The sequence below is a fragment of the Streptomyces sp. NBC_01481 genome (assembly GCF_026339995.1).
Lineage (GTDB): Bacteria > Actinomycetota > Actinomycetes > Streptomycetales > Streptomycetaceae > Streptomyces.
The window spans coordinates 306,386-330,829 of sequence record NZ_JAPEPT010000004.1 but is presented as its reverse complement, the minus strand read 5'-3'; the positions used below and the strand labels follow the sequence as shown (position 1 = coordinate 330,829).

At 69.4% G+C, this 24,444-nt stretch carries 22 protein-coding genes; 16 read left to right on the top strand and 6 right to left on the bottom strand.

The features are described 5' to 3' along the window. Nucleotides 1-37 precede the first annotated feature (37 nt). Complete coding sequence (locus tag OOK40_RS23245; RefSeq protein WP_266485239.1) at nucleotides 38-1,546, top strand: glutamate synthase subunit beta; 1,509 nt, start codon at nucleotides 38-40, stop codon at nucleotides 1,544-1,546. Between the two features lie 270 nt (nucleotides 1,547-1,816). Next, a complete protein-coding gene (locus OOK40_RS23240; RefSeq protein ID WP_266485237.1) occupies nucleotides 1,817-2,242 on the top strand; it encodes a VOC family protein in 426 nt (141 codons plus the stop codon). Between the two features lie 36 nt (nucleotides 2,243-2,278). Here OOK40_RS23240 and OOK40_RS23235 read toward each other — a convergent pair whose 3' ends face one another. Beyond that, nucleotides 2,279-4,117, bottom strand: a complete 1,839-nt coding sequence (locus tag OOK40_RS23235) for a sulfatase-like hydrolase/transferase (RefSeq protein ID WP_266485235.1) — start codon at nucleotides 4,115-4,117, stop codon at nucleotides 2,279-2,281. Between the two features lie 189 nt (nucleotides 4,118-4,306). Beyond that, the gene (locus tag OOK40_RS23230; RefSeq protein WP_266485232.1) at nucleotides 4,307-5,992 is read right to left on the bottom strand and encodes an RICIN domain-containing protein; all 1,686 of its coding nucleotides are present in this window, start codon (nucleotides 5,990-5,992) and stop codon (nucleotides 4,307-4,309) included. 305 nt (nucleotides 5,993-6,297) lie between these two features. Here OOK40_RS23230 and OOK40_RS23225 point away from each other — a divergent pair, with 305 nt between their 5' ends. The 12 genes from OOK40_RS23225 (at nucleotide 6,298) to phzG (ending at nucleotide 17,238) form a co-directional block, all read left to right on the top strand. After that, on the top strand, nucleotides 6,298-6,921 hold the full coding sequence (locus OOK40_RS23225; RefSeq protein WP_266485230.1) for a class I SAM-dependent methyltransferase: 624 nt from the start codon (nucleotides 6,298-6,300) through the stop codon (nucleotides 6,919-6,921). Nucleotides 6,922-7,357: 436 nt separating this feature from the next. Next, complete coding sequence (locus tag OOK40_RS23220) at nucleotides 7,358-7,705, top strand: MerR family transcriptional regulator (RefSeq protein WP_266485227.1); 348 nt, start codon at nucleotides 7,358-7,360, stop codon at nucleotides 7,703-7,705. 307 nt (nucleotides 7,706-8,012) lie between these two features. Beyond that, entirely contained in the window at nucleotides 8,013-8,216 is a 204-nt protein-coding gene (locus tag OOK40_RS23215) for a cold-shock protein (protein ID WP_018536328.1), read from the top strand. A gap of 363 nt (nucleotides 8,217-8,579) precedes the next feature. Further along, the gene (locus OOK40_RS23210) at nucleotides 8,580-10,121 is read left to right on the top strand and encodes a DEAD/DEAH box helicase (RefSeq protein WP_266485223.1); all 1,542 of its coding nucleotides are present in this window, start codon (nucleotides 8,580-8,582) and stop codon (nucleotides 10,119-10,121) included. A gap of 58 nt (nucleotides 10,122-10,179) precedes the next feature. Beyond that, entirely contained in the window at nucleotides 10,180-10,578 is a 399-nt protein-coding gene (locus tag OOK40_RS23205) for a CBS domain-containing protein (RefSeq protein WP_266485221.1), read from the top strand. 55 nt (nucleotides 10,579-10,633) lie between these two features. After that, the gene (locus OOK40_RS23200; RefSeq protein ID WP_266485218.1) at nucleotides 10,634-10,942 is read left to right on the top strand and encodes an SCO5918 family protein; all 309 of its coding nucleotides are present in this window, start codon (nucleotides 10,634-10,636) and stop codon (nucleotides 10,940-10,942) included. A gap of 469 nt (nucleotides 10,943-11,411) precedes the next feature. Beyond that, a complete protein-coding gene (locus OOK40_RS23195; protein WP_266485216.1) occupies nucleotides 11,412-11,900 on the top strand; it encodes a PhzA/PhzB family protein in 489 nt (162 codons plus the stop codon). Nucleotides 11,901-11,928: 28 nt separating this feature from the next. Next, nucleotides 11,929-13,134 carry a 3-deoxy-7-phosphoheptulonate synthase gene (locus tag OOK40_RS23190; protein ID WP_266485213.1) on the top strand — a complete coding sequence of 402 codons (1,206 nt, stop codon included), beginning with the start codon at nucleotides 11,929-11,931 and terminating at the stop codon, nucleotides 13,132-13,134. Between the two features lie 41 nt (nucleotides 13,135-13,175). Further along, nucleotides 13,176-13,766, top strand: a complete 591-nt coding sequence (locus tag OOK40_RS23185; protein ID WP_323136113.1) for an isochorismatase family protein — start codon at nucleotides 13,176-13,178, stop codon at nucleotides 13,764-13,766. Beyond that, nucleotides 13,763-15,703: an anthranilate synthase family protein gene (locus OOK40_RS23180; protein ID WP_266485211.1), complete on the top strand. Its 1,941-nt coding sequence runs from the start codon at nucleotides 13,763-13,765 to the stop codon at nucleotides 15,701-15,703. The genes OOK40_RS23185 and OOK40_RS23180 overlap by 4 nt, the downstream gene beginning before the upstream one ends. 40 nt (nucleotides 15,704-15,743) lie before the next feature. Then, nucleotides 15,744-16,580 (top strand): PhzF family phenazine biosynthesis protein, encoded by an 837-nt coding sequence (locus OOK40_RS23175; RefSeq protein WP_266485209.1) that lies wholly within the window; start codon nucleotides 15,744-15,746, stop codon nucleotides 16,578-16,580. Then, nucleotides 16,573-17,238 (top strand): phenazine biosynthesis FMN-dependent oxidase PhzG, encoded by a 666-nt coding sequence (gene phzG / locus OOK40_RS23170; RefSeq protein WP_266485207.1) that lies wholly within the window; start codon nucleotides 16,573-16,575, stop codon nucleotides 17,236-17,238. The genes OOK40_RS23175 and phzG overlap by 8 nt, the downstream gene beginning before the upstream one ends. 18 nt (nucleotides 17,239-17,256) lie before the next feature. Here the strand turns inward: phzG and OOK40_RS23165 are convergent, their stop codons facing one another. Further along, on the bottom strand, nucleotides 17,257-17,808 hold the full coding sequence (locus tag OOK40_RS23165; protein WP_266485205.1) for a hypothetical protein: 552 nt from the start codon (nucleotides 17,806-17,808) through the stop codon (nucleotides 17,257-17,259). Nucleotides 17,809-17,952: 144 nt separating this feature from the next. Further along, nucleotides 17,953-19,431 (bottom strand): glutamate-cysteine ligase family protein, encoded by a 1,479-nt coding sequence (locus OOK40_RS23160; RefSeq protein ID WP_266485203.1) that lies wholly within the window; start codon nucleotides 19,429-19,431, stop codon nucleotides 17,953-17,955. Between the two features lie 114 nt (nucleotides 19,432-19,545). Between OOK40_RS23160 and OOK40_RS23155 the strand changes: the two genes are divergently transcribed. Together OOK40_RS23155 and OOK40_RS23150 are read left to right on the top strand one after the other, a co-directional pair. Beyond that, complete coding sequence (locus tag OOK40_RS23155) at nucleotides 19,546-20,382, top strand: hypothetical protein (RefSeq protein WP_266485200.1); 837 nt, start codon at nucleotides 19,546-19,548, stop codon at nucleotides 20,380-20,382. Nucleotides 20,383-20,480: 98 nt separating this feature from the next. Next, nucleotides 20,481-21,431, top strand: coding sequence for a DUF5996 family protein (locus OOK40_RS23150; protein WP_266485197.1), 951 nt, complete (start codon nucleotides 20,481-20,483; stop codon nucleotides 21,429-21,431). Between the two features lie 76 nt (nucleotides 21,432-21,507). Here the strand turns inward: OOK40_RS23150 and OOK40_RS23145 are convergent, their stop codons facing one another. Together OOK40_RS23145 and OOK40_RS23140 are read right to left on the bottom strand one after the other, a co-directional pair. Next, complete coding sequence (locus tag OOK40_RS23145; protein ID WP_323136097.1) at nucleotides 21,508-22,875, bottom strand: DUF1996 domain-containing protein; 1,368 nt, start codon at nucleotides 22,873-22,875, stop codon at nucleotides 21,508-21,510. Nucleotides 22,876-23,148: 273 nt separating this feature from the next. Then, on the bottom strand, nucleotides 23,149-24,372 hold the full coding sequence (locus OOK40_RS23140; protein WP_266485195.1) for a saccharopine dehydrogenase family protein: 1,224 nt from the start codon (nucleotides 24,370-24,372) through the stop codon (nucleotides 23,149-23,151). Between the last annotated feature and the right edge of the window lie 72 nt (nucleotides 24,373-24,444).

Sequence of the window (24,444 nt, the reverse complement as noted above, 5' to 3'; positions counted from 1 at the left end):
CCTATTGCACCGCGAATGAACACTGGAGGCGCGGCGCATGACCGACCCCTTCGGCTTCCTCAAGACCCCCCGGCGGCCCGTCCCCCCGCGCCCCGTCGAGGAGCGGCTGAGCGACTGGAACGAGGTCTACGCGGGGCAGGTCCTGCTTCCCCTCGTCTCCGAGCAGGCGGGGCGCTGCATGGACTGCGGCATACCGTTCTGCCACAGCGGCTGCCCGCTGGGAAATCTCATCCCCGAGTGGAACGCGTACGCGAGGCACGGCGACTGGCGGGCCGCGGCCGAACGGCTGCACGCGACGAACAACTTCCCCGAGTTCACCGGGCGGCTGTGCCCGGCACCGTGCGAGGACGCCTGCGTGCTGACCATCAACGCCGATCCGGTGACGATCAAGAACGTCGAGCAGGCCATCGCCGACCAGATCTGGGAGCGCGGGTACGCCTCCCCGCAGCCGCCGGAGCGGCTCAGCGGGAAGACCGTCGCCGTCATCGGCTCCGGACCCGCCGGACTGGCCGCCGCGCAACAGCTCACCCGTACCGGTCATACCGTCGTCGTCTACGAACGGGCCGACCGCATCGGCGGGCTGCTGCGCTACGGCATCCCCGCGTTCAAGATGGAAAAGCGGCACCTGGACCGCCGCATCGAGCAGATGCGGGCGGAGGGGACCAAATTCCGCACGGGTGTGGACATCGGCAGCGATCTCGACGCCACCGAGCTCAGAAGGCGCCATGACGCCGTGGTCGTCGCCGTCGGAGCCACGCAGCAGCGGGAGCTCCCCGTCCCCGGCCGCGAGCTGTACGGCATCCATCAGGCCATGGACTACCTGACCCTCGCCAACCGCGTCAGAGAAGGCGACTACGCCTCGCCCCCCGTCACCGCCGAGGGCAAACACGTGGTGATCGTCGGTGGCGGGGACACCGGCTCGGACTGTCTGGGCACCGCTTTGCGCCAGGGCGCGGCCTCCGTGGTGCAGCTGGACATCAATCCGGAGCCGGGCGGCTCCCGGCGGGATGCCGAGCCCTGGCCCACGTACCCGAAGGTCTACCGGATCTCCCACGCCCATGAGGAGGCCCGGGGGCGGGAGGGCACGGATCCAAGGGTCTTCGCCTCCGCCACGCTCCGCTTCGAAGGGGACCCGGCCGGACACGTGCGCGCGCTGCGCCTGTCGGAAGTGGAACCCGGGCACAGAAAGCCGCGGCCGGACACCGAGCGGGTGATCCCGGCGGAGCTGGTCCTGCTCGCCCTCGGCTTCTCGGGCCCCGAACGGGGCACAGGTCTGATGGAGCAGCTGGGACTCTGGCTGGACGAGCGGGGGAACTTCGCGCGGGACGCCGCCTTCGCGGCCGAAGCGACGGAGGCGGCCGAGGCGACGGGCGGCACCAGGAGGGACGGGGTCTTCGTGGCGGGCGACGCGGGACGCGGCCAGTCCCTGGTGGTGTGGGCCATCGCGGAGGGGCGTTCCGCCGCGGCGGCGACGGACCGCTATCTGACCGGCTCCACCGTGCTCCCGGCTCCCGTCGCCCCTACGGACCGGCCCCTGGTGGCCTGACGATTATTCGCGTGCCCGCGCAGCCGCTCCGGAGCTACTGTGAAACTCGTTCAGGTGCGCAGGCTGCGGCTACTTCTCCTGTCAAGAGAGCAACGCGGGTTCGAATCCCGCCGCCGGCTCGCGCCGGTGTCGTCCAGCGGCCAAGGACACTTATGTGCCGTCGCCGATCTTGATCTCTGAACATCACGACGAAGCCGTCCGCCACAAGAAACCAGGCGGACGGCTTCGTCGCAGCTGCCCCTTCGCCCTGCTCACGGCACAGTGGGACGTATGAACGCACATGACACGAGCATTCTCGCCGGCGCACGCGTGGCGACCAGGCTTCCCGCCCAGGACCTGGACCGGGCGCGGCAGTTCTACTCCGAGATGCTCGGACTCGAACCGGTCGACGAGCGGCCCGGCGGGCTGCTGTACCGCTGCGGAGGCGTGGACTTCGCCCTGTTCCAGTCCGCGGGATCGTCACCCGGCACCTTCACCCAGATGGGGTGGGAGGTCGACGACATCGAGGCCGTCGTGTCGGAACTCGGGCGACGCGGCGTCGTGTTCGAGGAGGTCGACCTTCCCGGACTGCGTACGAGTGGCGGGATCGCCGAGATCGACGGGAACTACCCGAGCAAGGGCGCACGGGGTGAACGCGGCGCCTGGTTCCGCGACAGCGAGGGGAACATGCTGGGCATCGGAGAGCCGGTCGTCTGATCACCGGGCGCGCCAGGCCGGGTCTTCAAAGTCCCGTCACCGGGCCGCCGGGGACGGCGTGGGGCCGGGCTTCGGGCCGTACGCGGTCAGGAAGCGGTCGCGGAAGGCGTCCATCTTCCAGACCGGGCCCTTCGGGTCGGGCTTCAGGCCGTCCTGCCAGCCCCAGCCGGAGATCCGGTCCAGCACGGCCGGGTCGTGGGCGACGATCGCGATCGGTACGTCCCGGCTGGCGTGGTCGCCGGAGACCTTCGACACGGGCTGGTGGTCGCCGAGGAAGACGAGCACGGTGTTCTTGTTGCCGTACTTCTCCACATAGGAGATCAGGCTCTCCAGCGAGTACTGGATGGACTTGGCGTACTCGGCGCGCAACTCGCCGGAGTCCTTCCACACGTCCACGGGGTCCTTGCCCGCCTTCTCGATGGCGTCGTATTCGGAGCCGTCACCTATCTCGTCCCAGCCGAGGGTCTTGGGCAGGGGTGCCCAGGGGTTGTGGCTGGAGGTCAGGATGATCTCCGACATCAGCGGCTTGTCGTGCTTCTTGCCGTGCTCCAGGCGCTCGAAGGCCTTCAGGGCGTACTGGTCGGGCATGGTCGACCAGCTGAACTCCGGGCCCTCGTACCCGAGATGCCGCGAATCGTAGACCTTGTCGAAGCCGTAGAACTTTCCCTCCGGCCAGTTCTTGGTGACGCCCGGCATGATGCCGACCGTCCGCCAGGCGCCGGTGCTCCGGAAGGCGCCGGGCAGGGTCAGATGGTCCCCGGCGGTGATGGTGCGGTAGCGCTGCTGGTTCTCGATCCACAGGCCCGACGCGAAGGTGGAGTGGGCCAGCCAGCTGCCGCCGCCGTACGTCGGAGAGGTGAGCCAGCCGCTCCTGGCCGAGTACCCGGCCGCGCGCAGCCGCTTGGTCCCGTCCGCGAGTACGGCGTCGACCTGCGGCGCCATCGACGGGTCCTCGACCGCACTGCGGCCGTAGCTCTCGATGAAGGTGAAGATGACGTCCTTGCCGCGCAGTCCGGTCAGCAACTGGTCGGGCTGGGTGTTGCGGAAGGCGTCGACGGCGGCCTCCTTGGCGAACGCCTTCTCGTCCTTCAGGGTCGCGTTCACGAGGTCCACGCGGTTGTGCACGAGCGCGTAGGTGTTCCTGGAGGCGACCGGCGCCCCGGCGAGCTGCAGGCCGAGCGCCGCGCACGTTATCCAGGCGGTCCCGAGTATCAGAGTCGTACGGGTCGCCACGGCGCTGTGCCGGGCCATGAGGTTGCTGAGCCGGACGACCGCCAGCGTCATGAGGACGAGCAGGGCGAGCACGAGGATCACGACCACGATGACGACACCGATCGCGCCCGCCCGGCCTATCGAGTCCTGGAGGAACGACTCGCCGTCGTCGAGCAGGATCCAGTCGAGCACAAGGTTGAACCCTCGGCCGAAGACCTCATGGAAGCCCATGTCGAGGAAGTTGAGGAGGGTCAGCATGCCGAGGACCGCCCCGGCGAGGACCGCCGCCGCACGCCTCGCCCTCGTCGGCAGGGCAAGCAGTACGGCGGCGCCGAGTATCCCCTCCACCGGTATGCGTATGAACGTGCTGGGCGTGAGGCGGGCGACGTCCTGCGGCATGAGGAGGGCGAAGAATACGAGCAGGGCGGCCAGGGCGGTGGTCGCCCACGCCACCGCACGCGCCGCGGCCGGATGCCTGTCCCGCCGGCTGCCGCCGGCGACGGGCTCGTGCGGGTCGTCGCCGGTGGCGTCACCTGCGGTGCTGTCCCGACCCGCGGCGTCGTCGTCCGGCGTGCGCTCCGAGTGGCCGTCCGGCGCCGGGCCCTCCTCTGTGGATGCCATGTCCGCGGGCGGCAGCTGGCTGGAGCGCGTGAAGAGCGACACGCCGGAGGTCCTTCCGTACGAAGCCGGGTGGTGGCACGGCGGACCAGGCTCGTGAGTTCGGGGCCGCGCCCATGTGTACGGCCTGCCTGCGGCTTTTGTTCAATCACCGGGGTCGCCCGCGCGGGAAGCGTACGCGGGGAGGGTGAAGTGGTTGACGGGGTCCCCCTGTTGAGCTGACCAGCCCGCCGATCAGGCAACACCCGTGGTCCAGCGCTGGTCGCGGTCTCCGTCCGCGGGGTCGAAGTCGAGGGGAGCGCCCTCGGAGCCGCCCAGGGGTTCAAGGGCGAAGTCCGGCGCGATCCGTGGCCGTATGGCTCCCGATCCATCAACGGTGAAGAGCAGATTCAGCCCGTTCGGGCCGTCGACCGAGGCGCAGGACCAGATACCGACGCCACGGTCGGTGTCACCGCGCGAGTCCAGGCAGTAGTCGGGGTCCTCTTTACTGTGCAGCAGTCCGATGGAGTCCAGGCTCCACTGCTGGGTCGGGGCGCCACTGCAGCGGGCGGTGATGACGTCGGTACGGTTCTCCATCACGCCGTTCACGATGTCCAGGCACAGCCCGGAATCCGCATTCACGACGTGGGTGAAGCCGTTCCCGGCAGCGATCGGTGACGGCGGGGGCGGGAGCTTCTTCGAGGCAGTGGGCGCCGGGGTCTTGCGGGCGGTGAGCGAGGCGGTGGGGCTCGGCGAGGGTGAAGGCTTCTTCGACGGCTGCCGGGTGGGACTCTTCGTCGGGGCGGGGGCGGGGGCGGGCGCGGCAACGGCCGGCCAGCTCTCCCTGAGCGGGGGCTCCTTCGCACGCACGCGTGCCGGACCGGAGTCCTCGGAGGCGTTCGCCAGCAGAGTGCCGGCGACGACGGCGCCCACGACCGCCACGGCGACGAGGACGACGGTCCGGGACGGCCGGCTCGCGCCCTTCCGCGACGTCCCGTCGCGCCCCGACAGCGTCCCGGGAGCGGCGTACGCCGGCATGGTGGCCGTGGCCTTCGACCGGTCGGGCTGCGCCGGTACGGCATCGAGCAGCCCGCGCACCGGACCGCGGTCCGCGTACGCCGGTCCGCCCCAGCCGAGCAGCCCTTCGGCGAACACGGTGCGGGGGTCGTCCCCCATCCGCGCCAGCTCCGCAAGCAGCCGGGTGCAGCTGGGGCATTCCGCCAGGTGGAGCGTCAGATCCTCGCTGTGCCGCCGGTCCCCCGGCCGCGCCGCCGCCTCGATGATGCGGCGGAAGCCCAGGCACTTCCTGTCCCCGCCACGCTCCAGATAGGCCCGCAGATAGGCCTGCCGCATGGCGTCCTGTGCCTTGTCCCGCAGCTCCGGTACGAGCTCCGGCTTGACGCTGAGGAAGGTGGCGACGGTGGCGACGGGTTCCGCGTCCACCACCGCGTACCAGAGGATGCCCCGTGTCAGCTCCGGCAGCCGGTAGAAGCCGGTGAGCATCGCGGACGACGCCTCGAACCGGAGCCGGGACATGGGCACATCCGGTGCGGTGAAGTCGGCCGTCTCGTCGATCCATGCGGCGAAATCGGGTTCGAGCCGGTCCCGGCGGCTGCCGACGGCCCAGGCGAGACCCACCCGCTGAACGAGCATCAGCACATGGTGCCGCCAGTTCCCCCGGGGTTCGATGCCCCGGCACGCCTCCTGAACGGCCAGGTCGAAGGCCTGCACGGCCAGTTGGTGCCCGGCGGCCTGATGGCGTCCGCAGAGCCGGGCGTAGGTGAGGACGGCGGGAAGGTGGCGGCGCTTGAGCTCCTGGGCGGCGGGATGGGCGGCAGGTGCACCGGCGCGGATGCGTTCGGTGAGCTCCGCGTCCGACAGGGCGGCGTAGACCGGCTTCTCGTCCGCGGGACCGGGACCGATCTGGTGGAGCTCTGGCACCCTCTTGACTCCTCGTTCATTACAGCGCGAGCGACCCGCTGCCCAGTGGAAAACGCGCCAGTGTTACCGGCAAGAAACAAAAGCCCATAGTGAGGCAGTCGGCACCTCAGCGAAAGGTGTTTCCGCGGGTAAGTCGCCGCTCGCGGCGAGACCGGCGACTGGCGCTCAACTCGCCACCCACAGCGGGAAGCAGTCCCTCACGCCCATTCGTCGCTCGGCACCGTTCCAAAGCAGGCGAACAGCCCGCCGGGCACTGCATCCGAGCTGCTCCGGTGCCATGCTGGACGAGAGACGCGGAGGTCGCCATGGGGTTCTATGCCGAGCGGGTCCTGCCGCGGGTTGTCAACGTCGCCTGCGGAGCCAAGACCGCCCAGCCGCTGCGACGCCGAGTCTGCGAGGGCCTGAAGGGCGAAGTCGTCGAGATCGGGTTCGGGACGGGGCACAACGTTCCCTTCTACCCGGAGACCGTCAACGGCGTGGCCGCGGTCGAGCCCTCCGATGTCGGGTGGAGGATTGCCGGCGAGCGCGTCAGGGCGTCACGGATCCCGGTGCGGCGCGCCGGGCTTGACGGGCAGTCGTTGCCGTTCGAGGACGACAGTTTCGACGCCGCGTTGTCCACGTGGACGCTGTGCACCATTCCCGATGCCGACGCCGCCCTGCGCGAAGTGCGCCGCGTCCTCAAGCCCGGTGGGACGCTGCATTTCGTCGAGCACGGGCTGGCTCCCGAAGGGGACGAGAACGTCCGCCGCTGGCAACGACGCCTCGAGCCGGTGAACAAGCGGCTCTTCGGCGGGTGTCACCTCACCAGGCCGATCGTCGGCATGCTGACCAGCGCGGGGTTCACGATTTCGGAACTGGACGTCTTCTACGAGAAGGGTGCGCCGAAGCCCATGGCAGCCCATTCCCTCGGCGTCGCCCTGTCCGCCTAGGGCCTGATCCGAACGACAGGCCCTAGCTCTCCCCAGTCCTCAAAATCTATGGCCGACAAGGTAGAAATTGGATGGCCACGCGGCTAAAGTTTCTTGCGTAGCCGATCACGTCGGCGATACGCAACACAGCCGACTGGTGCGAGCGCAGGCCAAGCGCTGCGCGGCACCAGATGTTCAGACCCGCACACCCCGAAGAAAGAGAGGAGCAGACGCCATCAGGATCGCCCGGGCGATACTCCGGTTCGCCCGGGTGCCGCAGACCCCGATGGGAAGGTGGTCCCCGGTCACGCATCCGCGATCCCCGCACGTCCGGTCTCAAGGACGGACCAGCGGAATACGAAAGCCAGCGCACAGCGCCGGCAGATGGTGTTGATACCCCTCGGGGCCCCGGTGTGTACGCACTGGGGCCCCTCGACGCGTTTCAGAAGAGGTGCGAATGCCCCAAGAAACCCCCTCGCCCGCCGCCGACCGGTTCGACGATGACGACTACCCCGCGTACACCATGGGCCGCGCCGCCGAAATGATCGGCGCCACGCCCGGCTTCCTCCGGGCCGTGGGCGAAGCCCGGCTGATCACCCCACTGCGGTCCGAGGGCGGCCACCGCCGCTACTCCCGCTACCAGCTGCGCATCGCCGCCCGGGCGCGCGAGCTCGTCGACGGCGGTACACCGATCGAGGCAGCCTGCCGCATCGTCATTCTGGAGGACCAGCTCGAGGAGGCCCTGCGACTCAATGAAGAGCTGCGACGGTCCACGGCAGACTCGAGCGGGGCGGCCGACTCCTGACAGCGCCCCCAGCTCGGCGGGCAGCCGATATCTGTCGCGGCAGGCATAGAAATTCGGGCAACGGGCGATGAGGGTTTATGGCGCGACGGGCGGAGTGATATTACTCGCCGCGCCCGGCCGCTTGCGTCGTGCTACCGTTGTTCTCAGTTGCAGTTGTGGTTCCCAAAGACTTCAAGTGCTCGGACCGGTATCAATGCCGGATCGTGCACTTATGTATTTCCGGATTTATTTCCGGACGGGGCAATCATCAAGGCGACGCGGAGTTCGCACAGTGCGGGCTCCGGCACTGCCCCGAAGGAGATAAGACATGGCTACTGGCACCGTCAAGTGGTTCAACGCGGAAAAGGGCTTCGGCTTCATCGAGCAGGAGGGTGGCGGCCCCGACGTCTTCGCCCACTACTCGAACATCGCCACCCAGGGCTTCCGTGAGCTTCAGGAAGGCCAGAAGGTGAACTTCGACGTCACGCAGGGCCAGAAGGGCCCGCAGGCCGAGAACATCGTTCCCGCCTGAGGCTGAAACGCACAACGCAGCTGGGGCCCGCACCTTGGGGTGCGGGCCCCGGCTCGTTGCTTTTTCCGGGTTTGGCCAGGCCGCAGTGACGTCATATGCGGCGAGACGTCATACGTTTCAACGCCGCAGGGCGGTCGATCCGCCCTCCTGCTCCTGCCGGACACACGTCCGCCCGATCCCCCATGATTCGGCATCGCAGCCGCTCCGGCGCATGTCACTCATTTTGACGTATCGGCCCTCCGCTTTCGCCGGCGGCCGTACTTCGTCTTCGTTTTCATTCCGGCTCGTTCTTGCGATTCTCATGGCTGCTCATTTTTGCTGCCGGGAACCCCTCGATACGTGCCGCATCGAGGAAGGTTCTGCATGAACCGCACAGCTCGCACGAACGACCGCTACTCCCGCAGGGGCAACGCCGGCTCCGGCAGGAGCGGCGGCTTCCGTACGCAGTCGCAGGGACGCCAGGGCGCTCCGGGCCGCTCGGCCGCCCCCAGCCGCTCCGGAGGCTACGGGCGCCGCCCCGCGGCGCGCCAGGGAGAGTTCGCCCTGCCCGTCACCATCACCCCGGCGCTGCCCGCTGTCGAGGCCTTCGAGGACCTGGAGATGCCCGCACCCCTGCTGGCGGCGCTCCGCTCCGAGGGCGTGACCGTACCGTTCCCGATCCAGGCGGCCACCCTGCCGAACACGCTGGCCGGCCGGGACGCACTGGGCCGCGGACGCACCGGCTCCGGCAAGACTCTCGCCTTCGGCCTGGCGCTGCTGGCGCGGACCGAGGGCAAGCGCGCCGAGCCCCGGCAGCCGCTGGCCCTGGTTCTCGTTCCGACCCGCGAGCTGGCTCAGCAGGTCACCGACGCGCTCACCCCGTACGCCAGGTCGCTGAAGCTGCGACTGGCAACCGTGGTCGGCGGTATGTCGATCGGCCGCCAGGCCGGCGCGCTGCGCGGCGGTGCCGAGGTCGTCGTGGCGACTCCCGGCCGACTCAAGGACCTCATCGAGCGCGGCGACTGCCGCCTGGACCGCGTCGGCATCACCGTGCTGGACGAGGCCGACCAGATGGCCGACATGGGCTTCATGCCGCAGGTCACCGAGCTGCTCGACCAGGTACGCCCCGAGGGCCAGCGGATGCTCTTCTCCGCCACCCTTGACCGCAACGTCGACCTTCTGGTCCGCCGCTACCTGCACGACCCTGTGGTCCACTCCGTCGACCCGTCGGCAGGCGCGGTCACCACCATGGAGCACCACGTACTGCACGTCCACGGCGCCGACAAGCACGCGACCACCACTGAGATCGCGGCCCGCGACGGGCGGGTGATCATGTTCCTGGACACCAAGCACGCCGTGGACCAGCTCACCAAGCACCTGCTGAACAGCGGCGTACGGGCCGCGGCTTTGCACGGCGGCAAGTCCCAGCCCCAGCGCAACCGCACCCTCGCCCAGTTCAAGACCGGCCACGTCACGGCGCTGGTGGCCACCAATGTCGCGGCCCGCGGGATCCACGTCGACAACCTCGACCTCGTCGTCAACGTCGATCCCCCCAGCGACCACAAGGACTACCTGCACCGCGGCGGCCGCACCGCCCGTGCCGGCGAGTCCGGCAGCGTCGTCACGCTGGTCCTTCCCAATCAGCGCCGCGAGATGACCCGCCTGATGGCCGACGCCGGCATCACCCCGCAGGTCGCACAGGTGCGCTCCGGCGAGGCCGAACTGAGCCGCATCACCGGAGCCCAGGCGCCCTCGGGCGTTCCCGTCACCATCACCGCACCGGTGCCGGAGCGAGCGAAGGGCGGCTCCTCGTCCTCACGCGGCAAGCGCAGCCGTCCCTCCCAGGCCCGCCGCTCCCGCGCCGCGTCGCAGGGGCGGGCAGGCACCACCTCGCAGCGCCAGTCCTCGTTCAAGAGCGCCGTATGACACCGCACGCCGGCAGTCACGCGCGACCGGTCGACCCGCAGAACACGAAAGGTGTCCTTTGACGCTGATTCTCACGCAGCCACGGCAGACGGACCGCATCGGGCTGACTGCCGCCGACGCCATGACCGCACCCGGACCGCAGGTCGGCGACGACATGATCGTCGACGTCGCCCTCTCCGTCCTCATCGGCGCCGGCGTGGGGCACCTGATCATCCGCGGTGAGGACGACCGCTGTGCCGGTCTTGTCTCACGCGCCCAGCTCACCGCGTACCGCGGCGGCTCGTGGTACACCGAGGACACTCGGTTGCGGGACATCGTCCACGACCGGGGACCGTTCACCCTGTCCGAGACCTCGCTGCCCGAGGCGGAATACGCCATGCGGGCCCGATCCCTCGGCTCCTCGCCCGTGGTCGACGAAGAGGGGTACATCCTCGGCGTCCTCGCTCTCAGAAACTGATCTCCCCCTGGTCGGCATCCGTGTCCGCCCTTCCCTCCAACCCTGTTGAGGCACTATGCGTTGCGTCATCGCCCGCTTCCCCTTCGACCTGGTCAAGAGTGACGTGCAGCAATCGATGAAGGGCATCAAGCCCGAACCCGTCACGGGTGAGTCAGTGACCATCGGCCGCCGCGTCTTCCCCGTCAAGCAGGTCGGCGAGGTGATCACCGGCCAGGACCGCCGTGACTTCACCGCCGGCGAAGTGACCAGGGCCCTTACCAAGCTCGGCTTCACCTGCCATGCCACCCCGGCACCCGTCGTTCCCCCCGTCCTCACCCCGCTCGAATCGGCGTCCGTGCAGCTCGGCACAGCGGCGCGCATCTGACCGACAGCGGGACGGGCGCGAACCCGGACCGGACAGCATCGAGGGCCCCGACCGGCAACCGGTCGGGGTCCTCCTCCGTCTGTCCGCGACCAGGTCGCCGGGCCCGGTGTCACGCGTCGACCCGCCCGGAATCCACCGCTCCTCAGGTCAGCTCCGAGCCGATCCCGAGCGCGCACCTGGACGATCGCGCTGACCGCCCGCTCGCTGGGGCGTGTTTGAGAAGTAGCGCCGTCCGCCCGCAGGGCGGGCCCCGCGGCGTCTGGTGCGTGCAGTCGCAAGGCGGTGGGGGCACCCCCGGACGAAGTCTGGGGGAGATCGCCCTCGTACTGGACGTACTTGGGCGACTCCGACAACACCGCGAGTGCGCATGCCAGGCGTCGCGGGGTGGGGGTACCTCCCAGGCGAAGCTCTGGGGGAGCGACTTCTCAAACACGCCCTGGGCCCGTCCACGCCTCAAGGGGGAAGAGCCATGTCCGACGCCGTCGTGACGCACGGTTTCACCGATGCGGCCGAACTGCGCCGCACCAACCGCGCCACCGTCGAGAAGTACATGCACACCACAGGCCCCGACCGGCTGCGCCGGCACGAGCTGTTCACCGCCGACGGCAGCGGCGGCCTGTGGACCACCGACAACGGGGAGCCGATCGTCATCAGCGGCCGGGACCGGCTTGCCGAGCATGCCGTCTGGTCGCTGGCCTGTTTCCCGGACTGGCAGTGGTACAACATCCAGATCTTCGAGACGCAGGACCCGAACCGTTTCTGGGTCGAGTGCGAAGGCCGCGGAAAGATCCTCTTCCCGGGCTATCCGGAGGGCTACTACCACAACCGCTTCCTGCATTCCTTCCTGCTCGACAACGGAAAGATCAGGCAGAACCGCGAGTTCATGAACCCCTGCGAGCAACTGCGCGCGCTCGGCATCCCAGTGCCCCGGATCAAGCGAGAAGGACTTCCCACCTGAAGGCCGGCCGGGAACGAGGGGCGATGTGATGGAAGACCTGCTGAGCGAGACCCGGTTCGACAACGCGCTGCACCAGCCGCAGTGGAGCGACCCCGTACAAGTACGGCGGCTGCGCCACGCCCTCGCCGCCCGCCCCGCACTGTCACGGCCCCAGGACCTGCGTACCCTTTCCGGTCTGCTGGCCCAGGTCGCGGCCGGACAGTGCGTGGTCGTGCAGTGCGGCGACTGCTCGGAGGACCCCGCCGAGTGCACGCCCGCCCACGTCAGCCGCAAGATCGCCGTACTGGAACTGCTCGCCGGAACACTGCGCATGGCCACTGCCCGGCCGGTACTGCGCGTCGGCCGGATCGCCGGACAGTTCGCCAAGCCGCGTACGCACCGAACCGAGCAGGTCGGCGACCTCGAACTCCCCTCCTACCAGGGGCACATGGTCAACGGGCCACAGCCGACACCGGACAGCCGCAGGCCCGACCCCCTGCGCATCCTCACCGGCTACATGGCCGCGAGCGACATCATGACCCACCTGGGCTGGGCAGCACCGCCCGGCAGCACCCGTATCGATGCGCCTGTCTGGACCAGCCACGAAGCGCTGCTCCTCGACTACGAAGTGCCCATGCTCCGCCGGGACGAAGCGGGCCGGCTGTATCTCGGCTCCACCCACTGGCCGTGGATCGGCGAGCGCACCCGTCAGGTGGACGGCGCCCATGTCGCCCTCCTCGCCGCCATCGCCAACCCGGTCGCCTGCAAGGTCGGCCCCACCGTCCGCACGGGTGAGCTCCTCGCCCTGTGCGAACGTCTCGACCCTGAGCGACAGCCCGGCCGGCTCACCCTGATCGCCCGGATGGGCGCCGACACCGTGGCCGATCGTCTGCCCGACCTCGTCGCAGCGGTCCGCGCCGCCGGCCACCCCGTCAGCTGGCTGACCGACCCGCTGCACGGCAATACCGTGCAGACGGCCAACGGCACCAAGACCCGCGTCGTCCAGCACGCGATCCGCGAAGTCATCGCGTTCCGGCAGGCGGTCCGGGCCGGCGGCGGCATCGCCGGGGGACTGCACCTGGAGACGACTCCGGACGATGTCCTGGAGTGCGTCGGCGACGAGAGGGACCTGTCCATGACCGGCGGGCGCCACTCCACGAGCCTGTGCGACCCCCGCCTCAACCTCGACCAGGCCCTGTCCGTCGTCTCCGCCTTCTCCCCCGGCGGCTCCAACCTGGACGAGGACCCGGCATGAGGACAACCGTGACCGGCATGGCGCCCACCGAGCCCTACCTCATGGCAGCCGCCGCCGAGCCGCCCGCCAACACCGCCCGCTGGAGCGTCGATCCCGACCGTGCCGCACTGCTCATCCACGACATGCAGCGCTACTTCCTCGCACCACTCCCCCACCCACTTCGTAGCGAACTCGTCCACAACACGGCACTCCTTCGCGCACACTGCAGGGCTCGCGGCATCCCCACCGCCTACACGGCACAGCCCGGCAGCATGAACGACCAACAGCGCGGCCTGCTGAGGGACTTCTGGGGTTCCGGCATGCGCACCACACCCACCGAGCAGAGCGTGACCGGCGAACTGGCGCCCACCGCCCACGACATGGTGTTCACCAAGTGGCGCTACAGCGCATTCCACCGCTCCCGGCTGCTGGAGTGGATGCGCCGACGGGGCCGCGACCAGCTGGTGCTGTGCGGGGTGTACGCCCACATCGGCGTCCTCATGACCGCAGCCGACGCGTTCAGCCACGACATCCAGACCTTCCTGGTCTCCGACGCCGTCGCCGACTTCTCCCTCGAAGACCACCGCATGGCTCTCCGCTACGCCGCCCGGCGCTGCGCCATGGTCATCACCACCAAGGAGGCCCTGGCATGACCACCCTGCTGGACCGGATCCTCCGCGATCCCCCACCCGCCTACGCCATCCTCCACCGCCCCCACACCACGGGCCCCGGCCAACTGGACATCCTCACGGGCAGCGTGACGCACCCCGCCACGCTCGCCCGGATCCCGCTCCCGCGCACAGCCACACCCGGCCGCCACGAAACACTTGTGCTCATCCCCTACCGGCAGATCACCGAACGCGGATTCGCCTGCCACGACGACCACTCCCCGCTGATCTCAATGACGGTGACCGAGCAGCAGACCATGCCGCTCGGCGCAGCGCTCTCCCGGCTGCCGCGCGTGGCGACTTCCCTGTCGGGCGGGCGCTTCGACAGCGACGACGCCACGTACGCACAGACCGTCAAGCAGGTGATCACGGACGAGATCGGCACGGGCGCCGGGGCGAATTTCGTCATCCAGCGGTCCTTCGTGGCCGACATCACCGATTACGGGCCCCACAGCGCCCTGGCCTTCTTCCGCCGACTGCTGGAGAGCGAGGGGGGCGCGTACTGGACCTTTGTCGTCCACACCGGCTCACGCACCTTCGTCGGGGCATCGCCGGAGCGGCACATCAGCGTACGAGGCGCGACGGCGGTGATGAACCCGATCAGCGGCACCTACCGCTACCCGGCCGCAGGCCCCAGCCTGACCGGCGTCATGGACTTCCTCGCCGACCCCAAGGAGAGCGACGAACTGTGCATGGTGGTCGACGAAGAACTCAAGATGATGGCCCGGATCTGTGAGCCGGGCACCCGCGTCACCGGCCCGTATCTCAAGGAAATGGCGCGGCTCGCACACACCGAGTACTACATCCAGGGCCGCACCACCCGCGATGTGCGCAGCATCCTGCGTGAGACGCTGCTCGCGCCGACCGTGACCGGCAGCCCGCTGGAGAGCGCCTGCCGCGTCATCGCCCGGCACGAGCAGCAGGGCCGCGGCTACTACAGCGGAATCGCCGCCCTCATCGGCTTCGACGAGCAGGGGTGCCGCACCCTGGACTCGGCCATCCTCATCCGCACCGCCGACATCAGCCCGGCCGGGCGGGTGCGGATCGGGGCCGGCTCGACCCTCGTACGCCACTCCGGCCCGGGTGCGGAGGCGGCCGAGACACGGGCCAAGGCGGCCGGACTGATCGCCGCCCTGGAATCCGCACCCGCCGCCCCACCCGAAACGCACACCGGCGAAGTCGCCCGCTTTGCCGCGCATCCCAGCGTCCGCGCCGCGCTGGAGCGCCGTAACGACACCCTCGCGTCGTTCTGGCTGCGGCCGGACACGCCGCGGGAGGGGTCGCCGCCCGACCTGACCGGACGCAGCGTGCTGGTCATCGACATGGAGGACACCTTCACCTCCATGATCGCCCATCAACTCCGGTCCCTCGGGCTGGTGGTGACCGTCCGCCGGTTCGACCAGGCACACACCTTCGACGGCTACGACCTGGTGGTGCTGGGACCCGGACCCGGCGACCCCGGCGAGCGGGGCCACCCCCGCATGGAGGCCCTGCGCTCGGCAGTGGACACGCTGCTGGCGCAGCGGCGGCCGTTCCTCGCCGTCTGTCTGAGCCACCAGGTCCTCAGTCTGCGGCTCGGCTTCCGCCTGGAGCGCCGCGATCATCCCAACCAGGGCGCGCAACAGGAGATCGACTTCTTCGGCGACCGCGTCCGGGCCGGCTTCTACAACACGTACGCCGCGCAGAGTCGCCGCGACACCGAACACATCGACGGTGTCGGCAGGGTGGACGTCTCCCGCGACCGGGCGAGCGGCGAGGTCCACGCGCTGCGCGGGCCTCACTTCACGTCGATGCAGTTCCACCCCGAATCCGTACTCACCCAGCACGGAGTCCGACTCGTCGCACAGGCCGTACACCGGGCGATGCGCCCGACCCTCGTACCCACCGGCACCACCGAGCGCCCGGCCGCCGTGCCCGCCTGACCCCGAAGCCGCTGCTGCCAGCGGTGATTGGAGACATCGGATGCACCCCTACGTCGTCGTGGACGTCTTCGCCCGAGAACGCCTGCTCGGCAACCCCGTGGCGGTCTTCTTCGACAGCGACGACCTCAGCCCGGAGCTCATGCAGCGCATTGCCCGCGAAATGAACCTCTCCGAGACCACCTTCGTCCTGCGCCCGCGTCAGGGCGGTGACGCGCGGATCCGTATCTTCACGCCGGTCAACGAGCTGCCGTTCGCCGGGCATCCGCTGCTGGGCACCGCCCTCGCACTGGCCCGCCGCATCCCGGGCGACCGCCTCCAGCTGGAGACCGCCGTCAGCGTCATCCCCTTCGAACTGGACCGCACGGACGGCCGGGTGACCACCGCCCGGATGCAACAGCCGCTGCCCACCTGGGAACCGTTCGACCGGACCGGGGAACTTCTCGACGCGCTGGGTGTGCCCGCCTCGACGCTGCCCGTGGAGATCTACCACAACGGGCCCCGGCACGTGTTCGTCGGCCTGGACAGCGTGAGCGCACTGTCCGCGCTGAATCCCGACCACCGCGCGCTGGCCGCCTTCGAGGACATGGCAACCAACTGCTTCGCCGGCAACGGCGCGCACTGGCGCAGCCGGATGTTCTCGCCCGCCTACGGAGTGACCGAGGACGCGGCCACCGGCTCGGCCGCGGGCCCGCTGGTCGTCCACCTCCTGCGGCACGGCGCTCTCACCCGCGGCCGCTGCATCGAGATCATGCAGGGCGTCGAGATGGGCCGCCCCTCCCGCATGCTCGCCCGCGCCGAAGGAATCGGAACCCACGTCGAGTCGGTCGAGGTCGGCGGCGACGGCGTGATCACAGCCCAGGGAACCCTCCATGTCTGACCTGCCCATGAACGCGCGCCCCGGCACCCGGTCCGGCTCCGAATCCCTTACGGCGACCATCGACATCGCCTTCCCCGAGTACACGGCGCCGCCGCCCGACCCGATTGCGCTGCTCCACAGCTGGCTTGATGACGCGCACGCTCACGGTGTTCGTGAACCGAGAGCTCTGGCTCTGGCCACCGCCGACACCCAGCGCCGGACTTCCCTGCGCACGGTGGTCGTCAATCGGCTCACCGAGTGCGGCCTGGTCTTCACCACCCACCGAACAAGCCGCAAGGCTCGCGAACTACGGGCGAACCCCTGGGCCTCCGGCCTGCTCTACTGGCGCGAGACCAGTCGGCAGGTCAGCCTCGGCGGCCCGGTGCGAGAACTGTCCGACGCCGATACCGAAGCCCTGTGGGCCGAGAGGCCGGTCTTCATCCACGCGATGACAACCGCATCCCGCCAGAGCGAGCCCCTGGACGACGTGCCAGCCCTGCGCGCCCGCGCCCAGACCCTCGCCCAGGCGGGACCGCAGCCACGCCCGCTGACCTATATCGCCCTCGAACTGGTCCCGCGCGCCGTCGAGTTCTGGGCGAACGGCACCGACCGGCTGCACGAAAGACTCCGCTACGACCGCACACCGAACGGCTGGAGCGCCACCCGCCTGCAGCCCTGACGGACATCGCCGCCCGGCTCAATGACCCGCGAGGAGCTTCACGCCCACGACCCCTACGCCGATCGCGGTGTCCAGCAGGCCTGAGACAAGGGCGCTCAGCGGCCCGTTGCCCATCCGAAGGCCGGTTCGCCAGCCCCACAGGAAGAGGGTCGCCACTTCCACCCCGGCGCTGATCAGCAGCGCGGTGCCCAGATCCATCGCGCCCAGCGCCGACACACCGATCAGCACAAGTGGCCCCACCGCGCTCAGCAACAACGGAGCGGAGACGTACAAAGTCGTCCGGATCTCCGCCCGGTTCGCGCCACGCTTGCTCACGGCACGATGCGCCTGCTCGTCGGCGACCAGCGTTGCCAGCCAGACCCCGAGAGCCGTCCCGGCCACGGTGAGCGCCGCCTCCTCGGGGTCGTGCGTGTCTGCCTCCGCGAGAGTCACCACCACCGCGGCCACGGTGATGGTCGCGTAGATCCGCTCCTTGAGCCGTGCGGCCGCAGTGTCGCCGGCGCGGGCGGCGGTGGCGGCGATGCTCGGCTCAACGGCGCCGCCTCGCGGTTCCGGGTCGGGAATCGTCATGCCGGCACGGAACCGGGCGCGCCGACCACAGCGTCGGCCAGGATCGGGGTCATGCGTGCGCCCTTCCGCCGTGAAGACACCATGCCCGAAATGCGGGCATTTATCAGTGACAAACGGTAGCCGAAGTGGCACAGCGCAGCTGCATCACTCGACGGGCCAGGTATGCGCAGGCGCGTTGAGATGCATGTATTCCATGTACTGCCGTGTCATCCGCCGCAGCGCCTCATGGTGGCTGACATGGGCGGTGGCATCGATGTGGTGGAACATCTCCTTCTGCCAGACCGCGCCATTGCGGCCGGTGACACACCGCTGCTCGATGATCCCCAGCAGCGGCTCGCGCCACGCGGCATCCATTCCCGACCGCTCCAGTCCCCGGTGCGCCAACGGCAGGAGGCGTCTCAGTACGAGTTCCGACGCAGGCACCTCGCCCATCCCGGGCCAGTACAGCCGCGCGTCGATCCCGTTGCGGGCCGCGGCGTGCAGGTTGTCCTCGGCGGCAGAGAACGACATCCGCGACCAGACCGGCCGTTCCTCGTCGACCAGGGCGCGCGTGAGCCCGTAATAGAAGGCGCCGTTGGCGAGGACGTCGGCGACCGTGGGGCCGGCGGGGAGAACGCGGTTCTCCACCCGCAGGTGCGGCTTGTCGTGGGCCACGGCGTAGACCGGGCGGTTCCAGCGGTAGATCGTGCCATTGTGCAGCGTGAGTTCGGCCAGTTCAGGAGTGTCGCCGCCGTCCAGGGTGTCCTTCGGGTCCTGCTCGTCGCACAGGGGCAGCAGCGCGGGGAAGTAGCGCACGTTCTCCTCGAAGAGATCGAAGACGCTGTTGATCCAGCGCTCTCCGAACCACACTCGTGGTCGCACCCCCTGCACCTTGATCTCTTCCGAGCGGGTGTCGGTGGCCTGCTCGAAGAGCGGGATGCGCGTCTCGTGCCAGAGCTCCTTGCCGAACAGGAACGGCGAGTTCGCGGCCAGGGCCACCTGAACCCCCGCGATCGCCTGTGCCGCATTCCAGTAGCCCGCGAACTCGTCCGGAGAGACCTGCAGGTGAAACTGGGTACTGGTGCACGCCGCCTCCGGCGTGATGGTGTCCGCGTACGTCCGCAGCCGGTCCACGCCGTCCACTGCGATCCGCAGATCCTCGCCGCGAGCCGCGAACACCTGCTCGTTCAGCAGCCGGTACCGGGGGTTCTCCGACAGCGCCGCCTCGCTCACGTCCGGCTGGCGCAGCGTAGGCAGGACTCCCACCATGATCAGATGCGCGCCGACCTCCGCGGCGCGGCCCTCGGCGTGATTGAGCGCGTCCCGGATCTCCTGCTCCCACGCGTCGGGTCCGCCGGCCGTCAGCCGCCGCGGCGGAATGTTGATCTCCAGGTTGAATCTGCCCAGCTCGGTCGCCCAGGCGGGATCCGCGATCGCCTCCAGCACGTCGGTGTTGCGCATGGTGGGCTCGCCGCTCGCGTCCACCAGATTGAGTTCGATCTCCAGACCCACCTGGGGCCGCTCGAACTCGAATCGCGATTCACGCAGCATCTGCGCGAACGCGTCGAGGCATTCCTGCATCTTGATCCGGTACCGGCGGCGGTCGTCACGGGTGAATACCAGCGCCGGGACGTCTCGTCCCATCGGCCCTCCCGAGTCCCCTCGGCAGACACCCCACTCATAGGGTCCCACTCCCCCGCCACCCGGACCAGCCAAGAGGTCCGCGTTCCGGCGTGCACTCGCTCGTAGGCTCGGCACGTGAGTCACAGCGAAGAGCGCGCCGAGGGCGCTGGACCGTTCACCACGCGCCTCACCTGGCGCTTCGCCGGGGGCGGCACCGCGGTCTGGGAATCACGCGCGGCCCGCAAACGCGGGACGCTCACGGTCCGGCCCGAGGGAGCCGAGGCCGTCACGCAGTACGCCGACGAGGAAGCCCTCCACCGGCTTCGCGCCCTCAACGCGGTGGCCGCGGTGTCATTCACGATCGGTGGAGCGCTGTTCGTCCTCGGCGCCGCACTCGCCCAGTTCGGGTCCGGCGATCCGACGCTGAGCGCCACGGTCTACCTCGTCGGGGGCCTGTTCTTCACCGCCGGCGCGTACGCCTCCCTGCTGCAGACGGTCAACGCCCCGAGGCGCCGCAGCGAGGGGGGCACCCTGGTCACGCATCGGTGGCGGTGGTGGAGTTACGAGCCCCTGCAGATCGACTGGCTGAGTACGTTCGTCCTGTTCGCGGGCACGCTGGTGTTCGGGGTCAACCTTCTGGACTCCTTCTTCAAGGGGCTGTCCTCCCAGCAGGTGAACCGGCTGATCTGGACGCCGGACCTCATCGGATGCCTGCTGTTCCTCATCTCCGGGCACCTTGCCCTCGTCGAGGTCAGCCACGGCCCTCCCCGGCTGCGCGTACGGAACCTCGGCTGGTGGATCGTCGCCGTCAACCAGCTCGGCTCGGCGCTGTTCCTGGTCGCGGCGCTGGCCGACTTCACCAACCCGACCACCGGGGATGTGATCAACGCCGCCGTCGCCAAATGGGGGACCATCACCGGCGCCGCGTGTTTCTCGGTCGGCGGCGTACTGCAGCTCTTCGAGCGCCCCTAAGGTCGCGCCTCGCGGTGCGGCAGGATGCCGTACGTGTCAGGCGTGGTCATCATGGAAGGGCCTGGCCAGCAGGCGCGCCGGGCAGGAAAGGTGCCGCGATGGAGCTGTTCCCGCCGATGCCGCTCAGCGAGTGGCAGGACACCAAAGAGACGCTGCATCGATTCGAGCAGATCGTCGGCAAGATCCGCCTCGCCGCGAGTTCCCGGCGCAACCACTGGTGGAACGTTCCCTTCCATCTCACCGGTCGCGGCATCACGACACGTCCGATGAGAGACGTCGACGGCACCTCGGTCTTCACGGTCGACTTCGACTTCGTCGACCACCGACTCGTCGTGTCAACGCTGGACGGCAGAGCAAGGTCGTTCCCGCTCGCGGGCCAGTCCGTCGCGTCCTTCCACGACAACACGCTCGATGCTCTGGCCGCCCTGGGCCTCGGGGTGAGAATCAGCCTTCCCAAGCCCTACGGGCTGCCCGATGCAGGCCGGCCGTTCGCCGAGGACACCGAGCACGCGGCCTACGATCCCGTACTGGCCAACGGCTACTGGCGGCTCCTCAGCCAGGTGGCCGTCGTACTGGAGGAATTCGCTTCCGGCTTCGCGGGAAAGGCCAGCCCCGTCCACCATTTCTGGCATTCGCTCGACATCGCCCACACCCGGTTCTCGGGGCGGCACACCGACCAGCCGCCGGAAGTCGATCCGGTGACGCGAGAGGCGTACTCGCGGGAGTTGATCAGCTTCGGATTCTGGTTCGGTGACGAGTTGTTTCCCGAGCCGGCGTTCTACTCCTACACGGCGCCCGAGCCCGCGGGACTGACTGAGGAGCCCCTCGAACCCGCGTCGGCGTACTGGTCACCGCGCTACGAGACCCACCTGGCCGTGCTGCCCTACGACGCGGCACGCGCCGAGAGCGATCCTCGTGCCACCGTCCTCGCCTTCTACGAGAGCGCGTACCAGGGCGGTGCCCGGCGCGCGGGCTGGGACGTCGGCCACTTCGCCTCTCCGGGCGGCATCACGGACCCGCGACTGCCCCTCCCGCCCGGCGGACTCTGAAGCCGCCGGGCTTACGGCCGAAGGCCTGCCGTGGACCCGGCAGCGACGCGCTTCGCCGTGCCGGGTCCGCCGGGCGTCAGCCGCACCTGCGGCCGCTGTTGACGCAGCTCACCGCCTTCTTCATCAGCGACGAGGACATCACGTTGATGAAGTCACCGTGGTCTGTGCCGGGCTTGTGCAACTGCTCGGGGAAGCTGTCGACGGCGAAGACCGAGCCGGGCGCGATCTTGTAGGTGATCCGCTGGACCAGCTGGGGTATGGCCCTGAATCCCTTGGGACACGTGCCGTTGGGGCGGGCGAAGGCCACATGCGTGCGGTGGTTCGCGCTGTCGGTGTTGCTGCCGTCCCAGCAACTCTGGAAGTTGAAGGTACGCACCACATTGCTGCCCTGCGGACAGATCGGGTACTTCTCCTTCAGCTGCCGGTTCTCGAAGCCGGTGCAGCTCCAGGACGCGTTGGCGTTGGCCGTTCCGTTGGTGAACGCCTTGGCGTCGCCGGTGATGATGCGCAGGAACGTGGGCATCGCCGTCACCTTGCTGACGGGGCTGCCGCGGAAGGTGAGTTGTACGGAAGCGGGCTGGAGAATGCGTCCGACGTTGCCGTCCTGGCCTCCGCCGGGGAGGCTCGCGTCGCTCTCGACTTTTCCGTTGCGCAGTCGCAGGACCGGCCAGTAGTGAGTGGAGCGGTCGCCGTTCGTGCAGGTCGTCCCGGCGGCGGCGAGGTCGTCGTTGGTGGCGAAGGCGTCGGTCTCGAGATTGCCGACGTAGTCGTGCATGTGGTGGGCACCGTTGCTCACGCCGGGGGCCACGATCACGTTGTCGGGGTTGAAGTGCTTGTTCTCGTTGCGCCCGCAGCGGGACTTGAACGTGCCGCGCGAGGCGTTGGCCTGGAGGCGCGGCGCCGCGACATTCGGTCGCACTCTGCGGATGTCCACGAAGTCCGACCTGCGGGGGCCGGTCTGCGCCTTGTCGCCGCTGGCAGGGGCGGAAGCGCTCGGAGCGGGGGCGTTCGGAGCCGCGGAGCCGGACGCGGGTGCGGCAGCGGGGGCCACGTCGTCCTTCTTGACGGTGCAGGAGGCCATCGATTCCAGACCAGCAGGCCGGTTCGAGACGCGCTCGATCTCGGTGGCGATACGGTCCAGGGTGCCGCGGCGCTGGGACGAGAGCGGCTCCAGCACGCGCGTGCGCACCCAGCTCCGGTCGGTTTGCGTGCCGGCCGCGGCGAGTTGCTCGTAGGCATCCGCGACCTGAGTGTCCAGCTGCGCCAGTTGATTGTCCACGGCCGGCCGTGCCTGCTCCGGAACGTTCGACAAACGGACTGCGACGTCAGGGCAGTTGATGGTCATCGGTGCCTGTGCGGCCTGCCCGCCCCAGGAGTCACGCGCGGCCGAGGCGTTGTTGTCGGTCATCAGCATCGCCCCGCCCCCGACGGCCAGAGCCGCCACTCCGGCAACAGTGATGCCGATCCATCTGGACCGCTTGTGTCTCTGCCTGTACCTCACTGGTCCGCCCCTCTGTGGTCGTCGCGCCGGGACGTCGTGCCCTCGGCCGAGCCGGACCGTGCCCTCGCCCGCTCGGGCGGAGGGCACAGCACGACGCACAGGGATACGGAGACGGGGACTGTTCTGCTCAGTACGAACCGAGATTCTTTGATTCGGGTCAGGAGTACGGCTCCGGCGGGGCGGTGGCGCGGGCCTGAAGAACGTCGGCGGGCGCTCTCACTGCTCCCGCATGCCCCACGGCGAGCCGTACTCGGTCAGCAGGTCCAGGAAGGGCCGGGCGGGGAGCGCCTCGGGGCCGAGGACACCGCTGCCGGTCCAGGTGCCCGCGGCGATCAGTTCCAGGGCGACGACCGGGTTGATCGCGGTCTGCCATACGACGGCCTGGCAGCCGTATTCACGCATCGACCACTGGTTGTCGACCACGTGGTACAGGTAGACCTCGCGCGGTCGGCCGTCCTTGGTTCCCTTCACCCAGGTGCCCGCGCAGGTCTTGCCGTGCATGCGCTCCCCGAGGGTTGCCGGGTCGGGCAGGCAGGCGGCGACCACGTCGCGCGGGGAGACGAGGACCGTACCCGACCCGTCCGCCGCGGCCACCGGCACCGGATCGGTGCGGTCCAGACCCAGCAGATGCAGCGTCTGCAGCGTACGGATGAACTCCTCTCCGAGGCCGTACTTGAAGGTCACGCGTCCCGCGTCCACCCAGCGCGGCACCAGCAGCACCTCCTCGTGCTCGACGTTGACGCACTCGACGGGTCCGATCCCTTCGGGGAAGTCGAAGATCTCGGGCTCGCTGAAGGGCGGGGTGGTGAACCAGCCGCGGCCCGCCTCGTAGACGACGGGTGCGTTGAGGCATTCCTCGATGGTGGTCCAGATGCTGAACGAGGGCGCGAAGTCGTATCCGTCGACCGTGAGGTTCGCCCCGTCGCGGATGCCGATCTCCTCTATCTCGTCGAAGAGTTCGTCGGCGGCGTGCCGCGCGAAGACGTCGGACAGGCCGGGTTCGACGCCGATGCCGACGAGGGCGAGCGATCCAGCCTGCTCCCAGTCCCCGGCCCGCTCGAACTGGGCGTCGCCGAGCTTGACTCCGCACTGCTCGTACGGACGCTCCGGGTGCGGGCGGGACAGCGACATCGCCATGTCCAGGTAGTGCGCCCCGGCGGCCAGGGCCGCCTGGAACAGCGGCATCACGAAGCGTGGGTCGGTCGCGTTGAGCAGCACGTCGCATCGCTGCTCCTTCAGCAGAGCGGTGACGGCCCCCTCGTCGCTCGCGTCGATCCGTACGGCGCGGAAGCGGCCGTCCGGCTCCAGAGCCGCGACGGCGGCCTGGGCGCGGGAGAGGTCGTAGTCGGCGACGACCATGTGGTCGAAGAAGGATCGGCGGGCCGCGATCCGGGTGATGGCGGTACCGACGCCGCCGGCTCCCACGAGCAGAACACGCATGACAGAACTCCGTTTCCAAGGCACAGCGGGCATAGCAGATTCAGTGGTCATAACGGGCAGGACGCTGCTCCG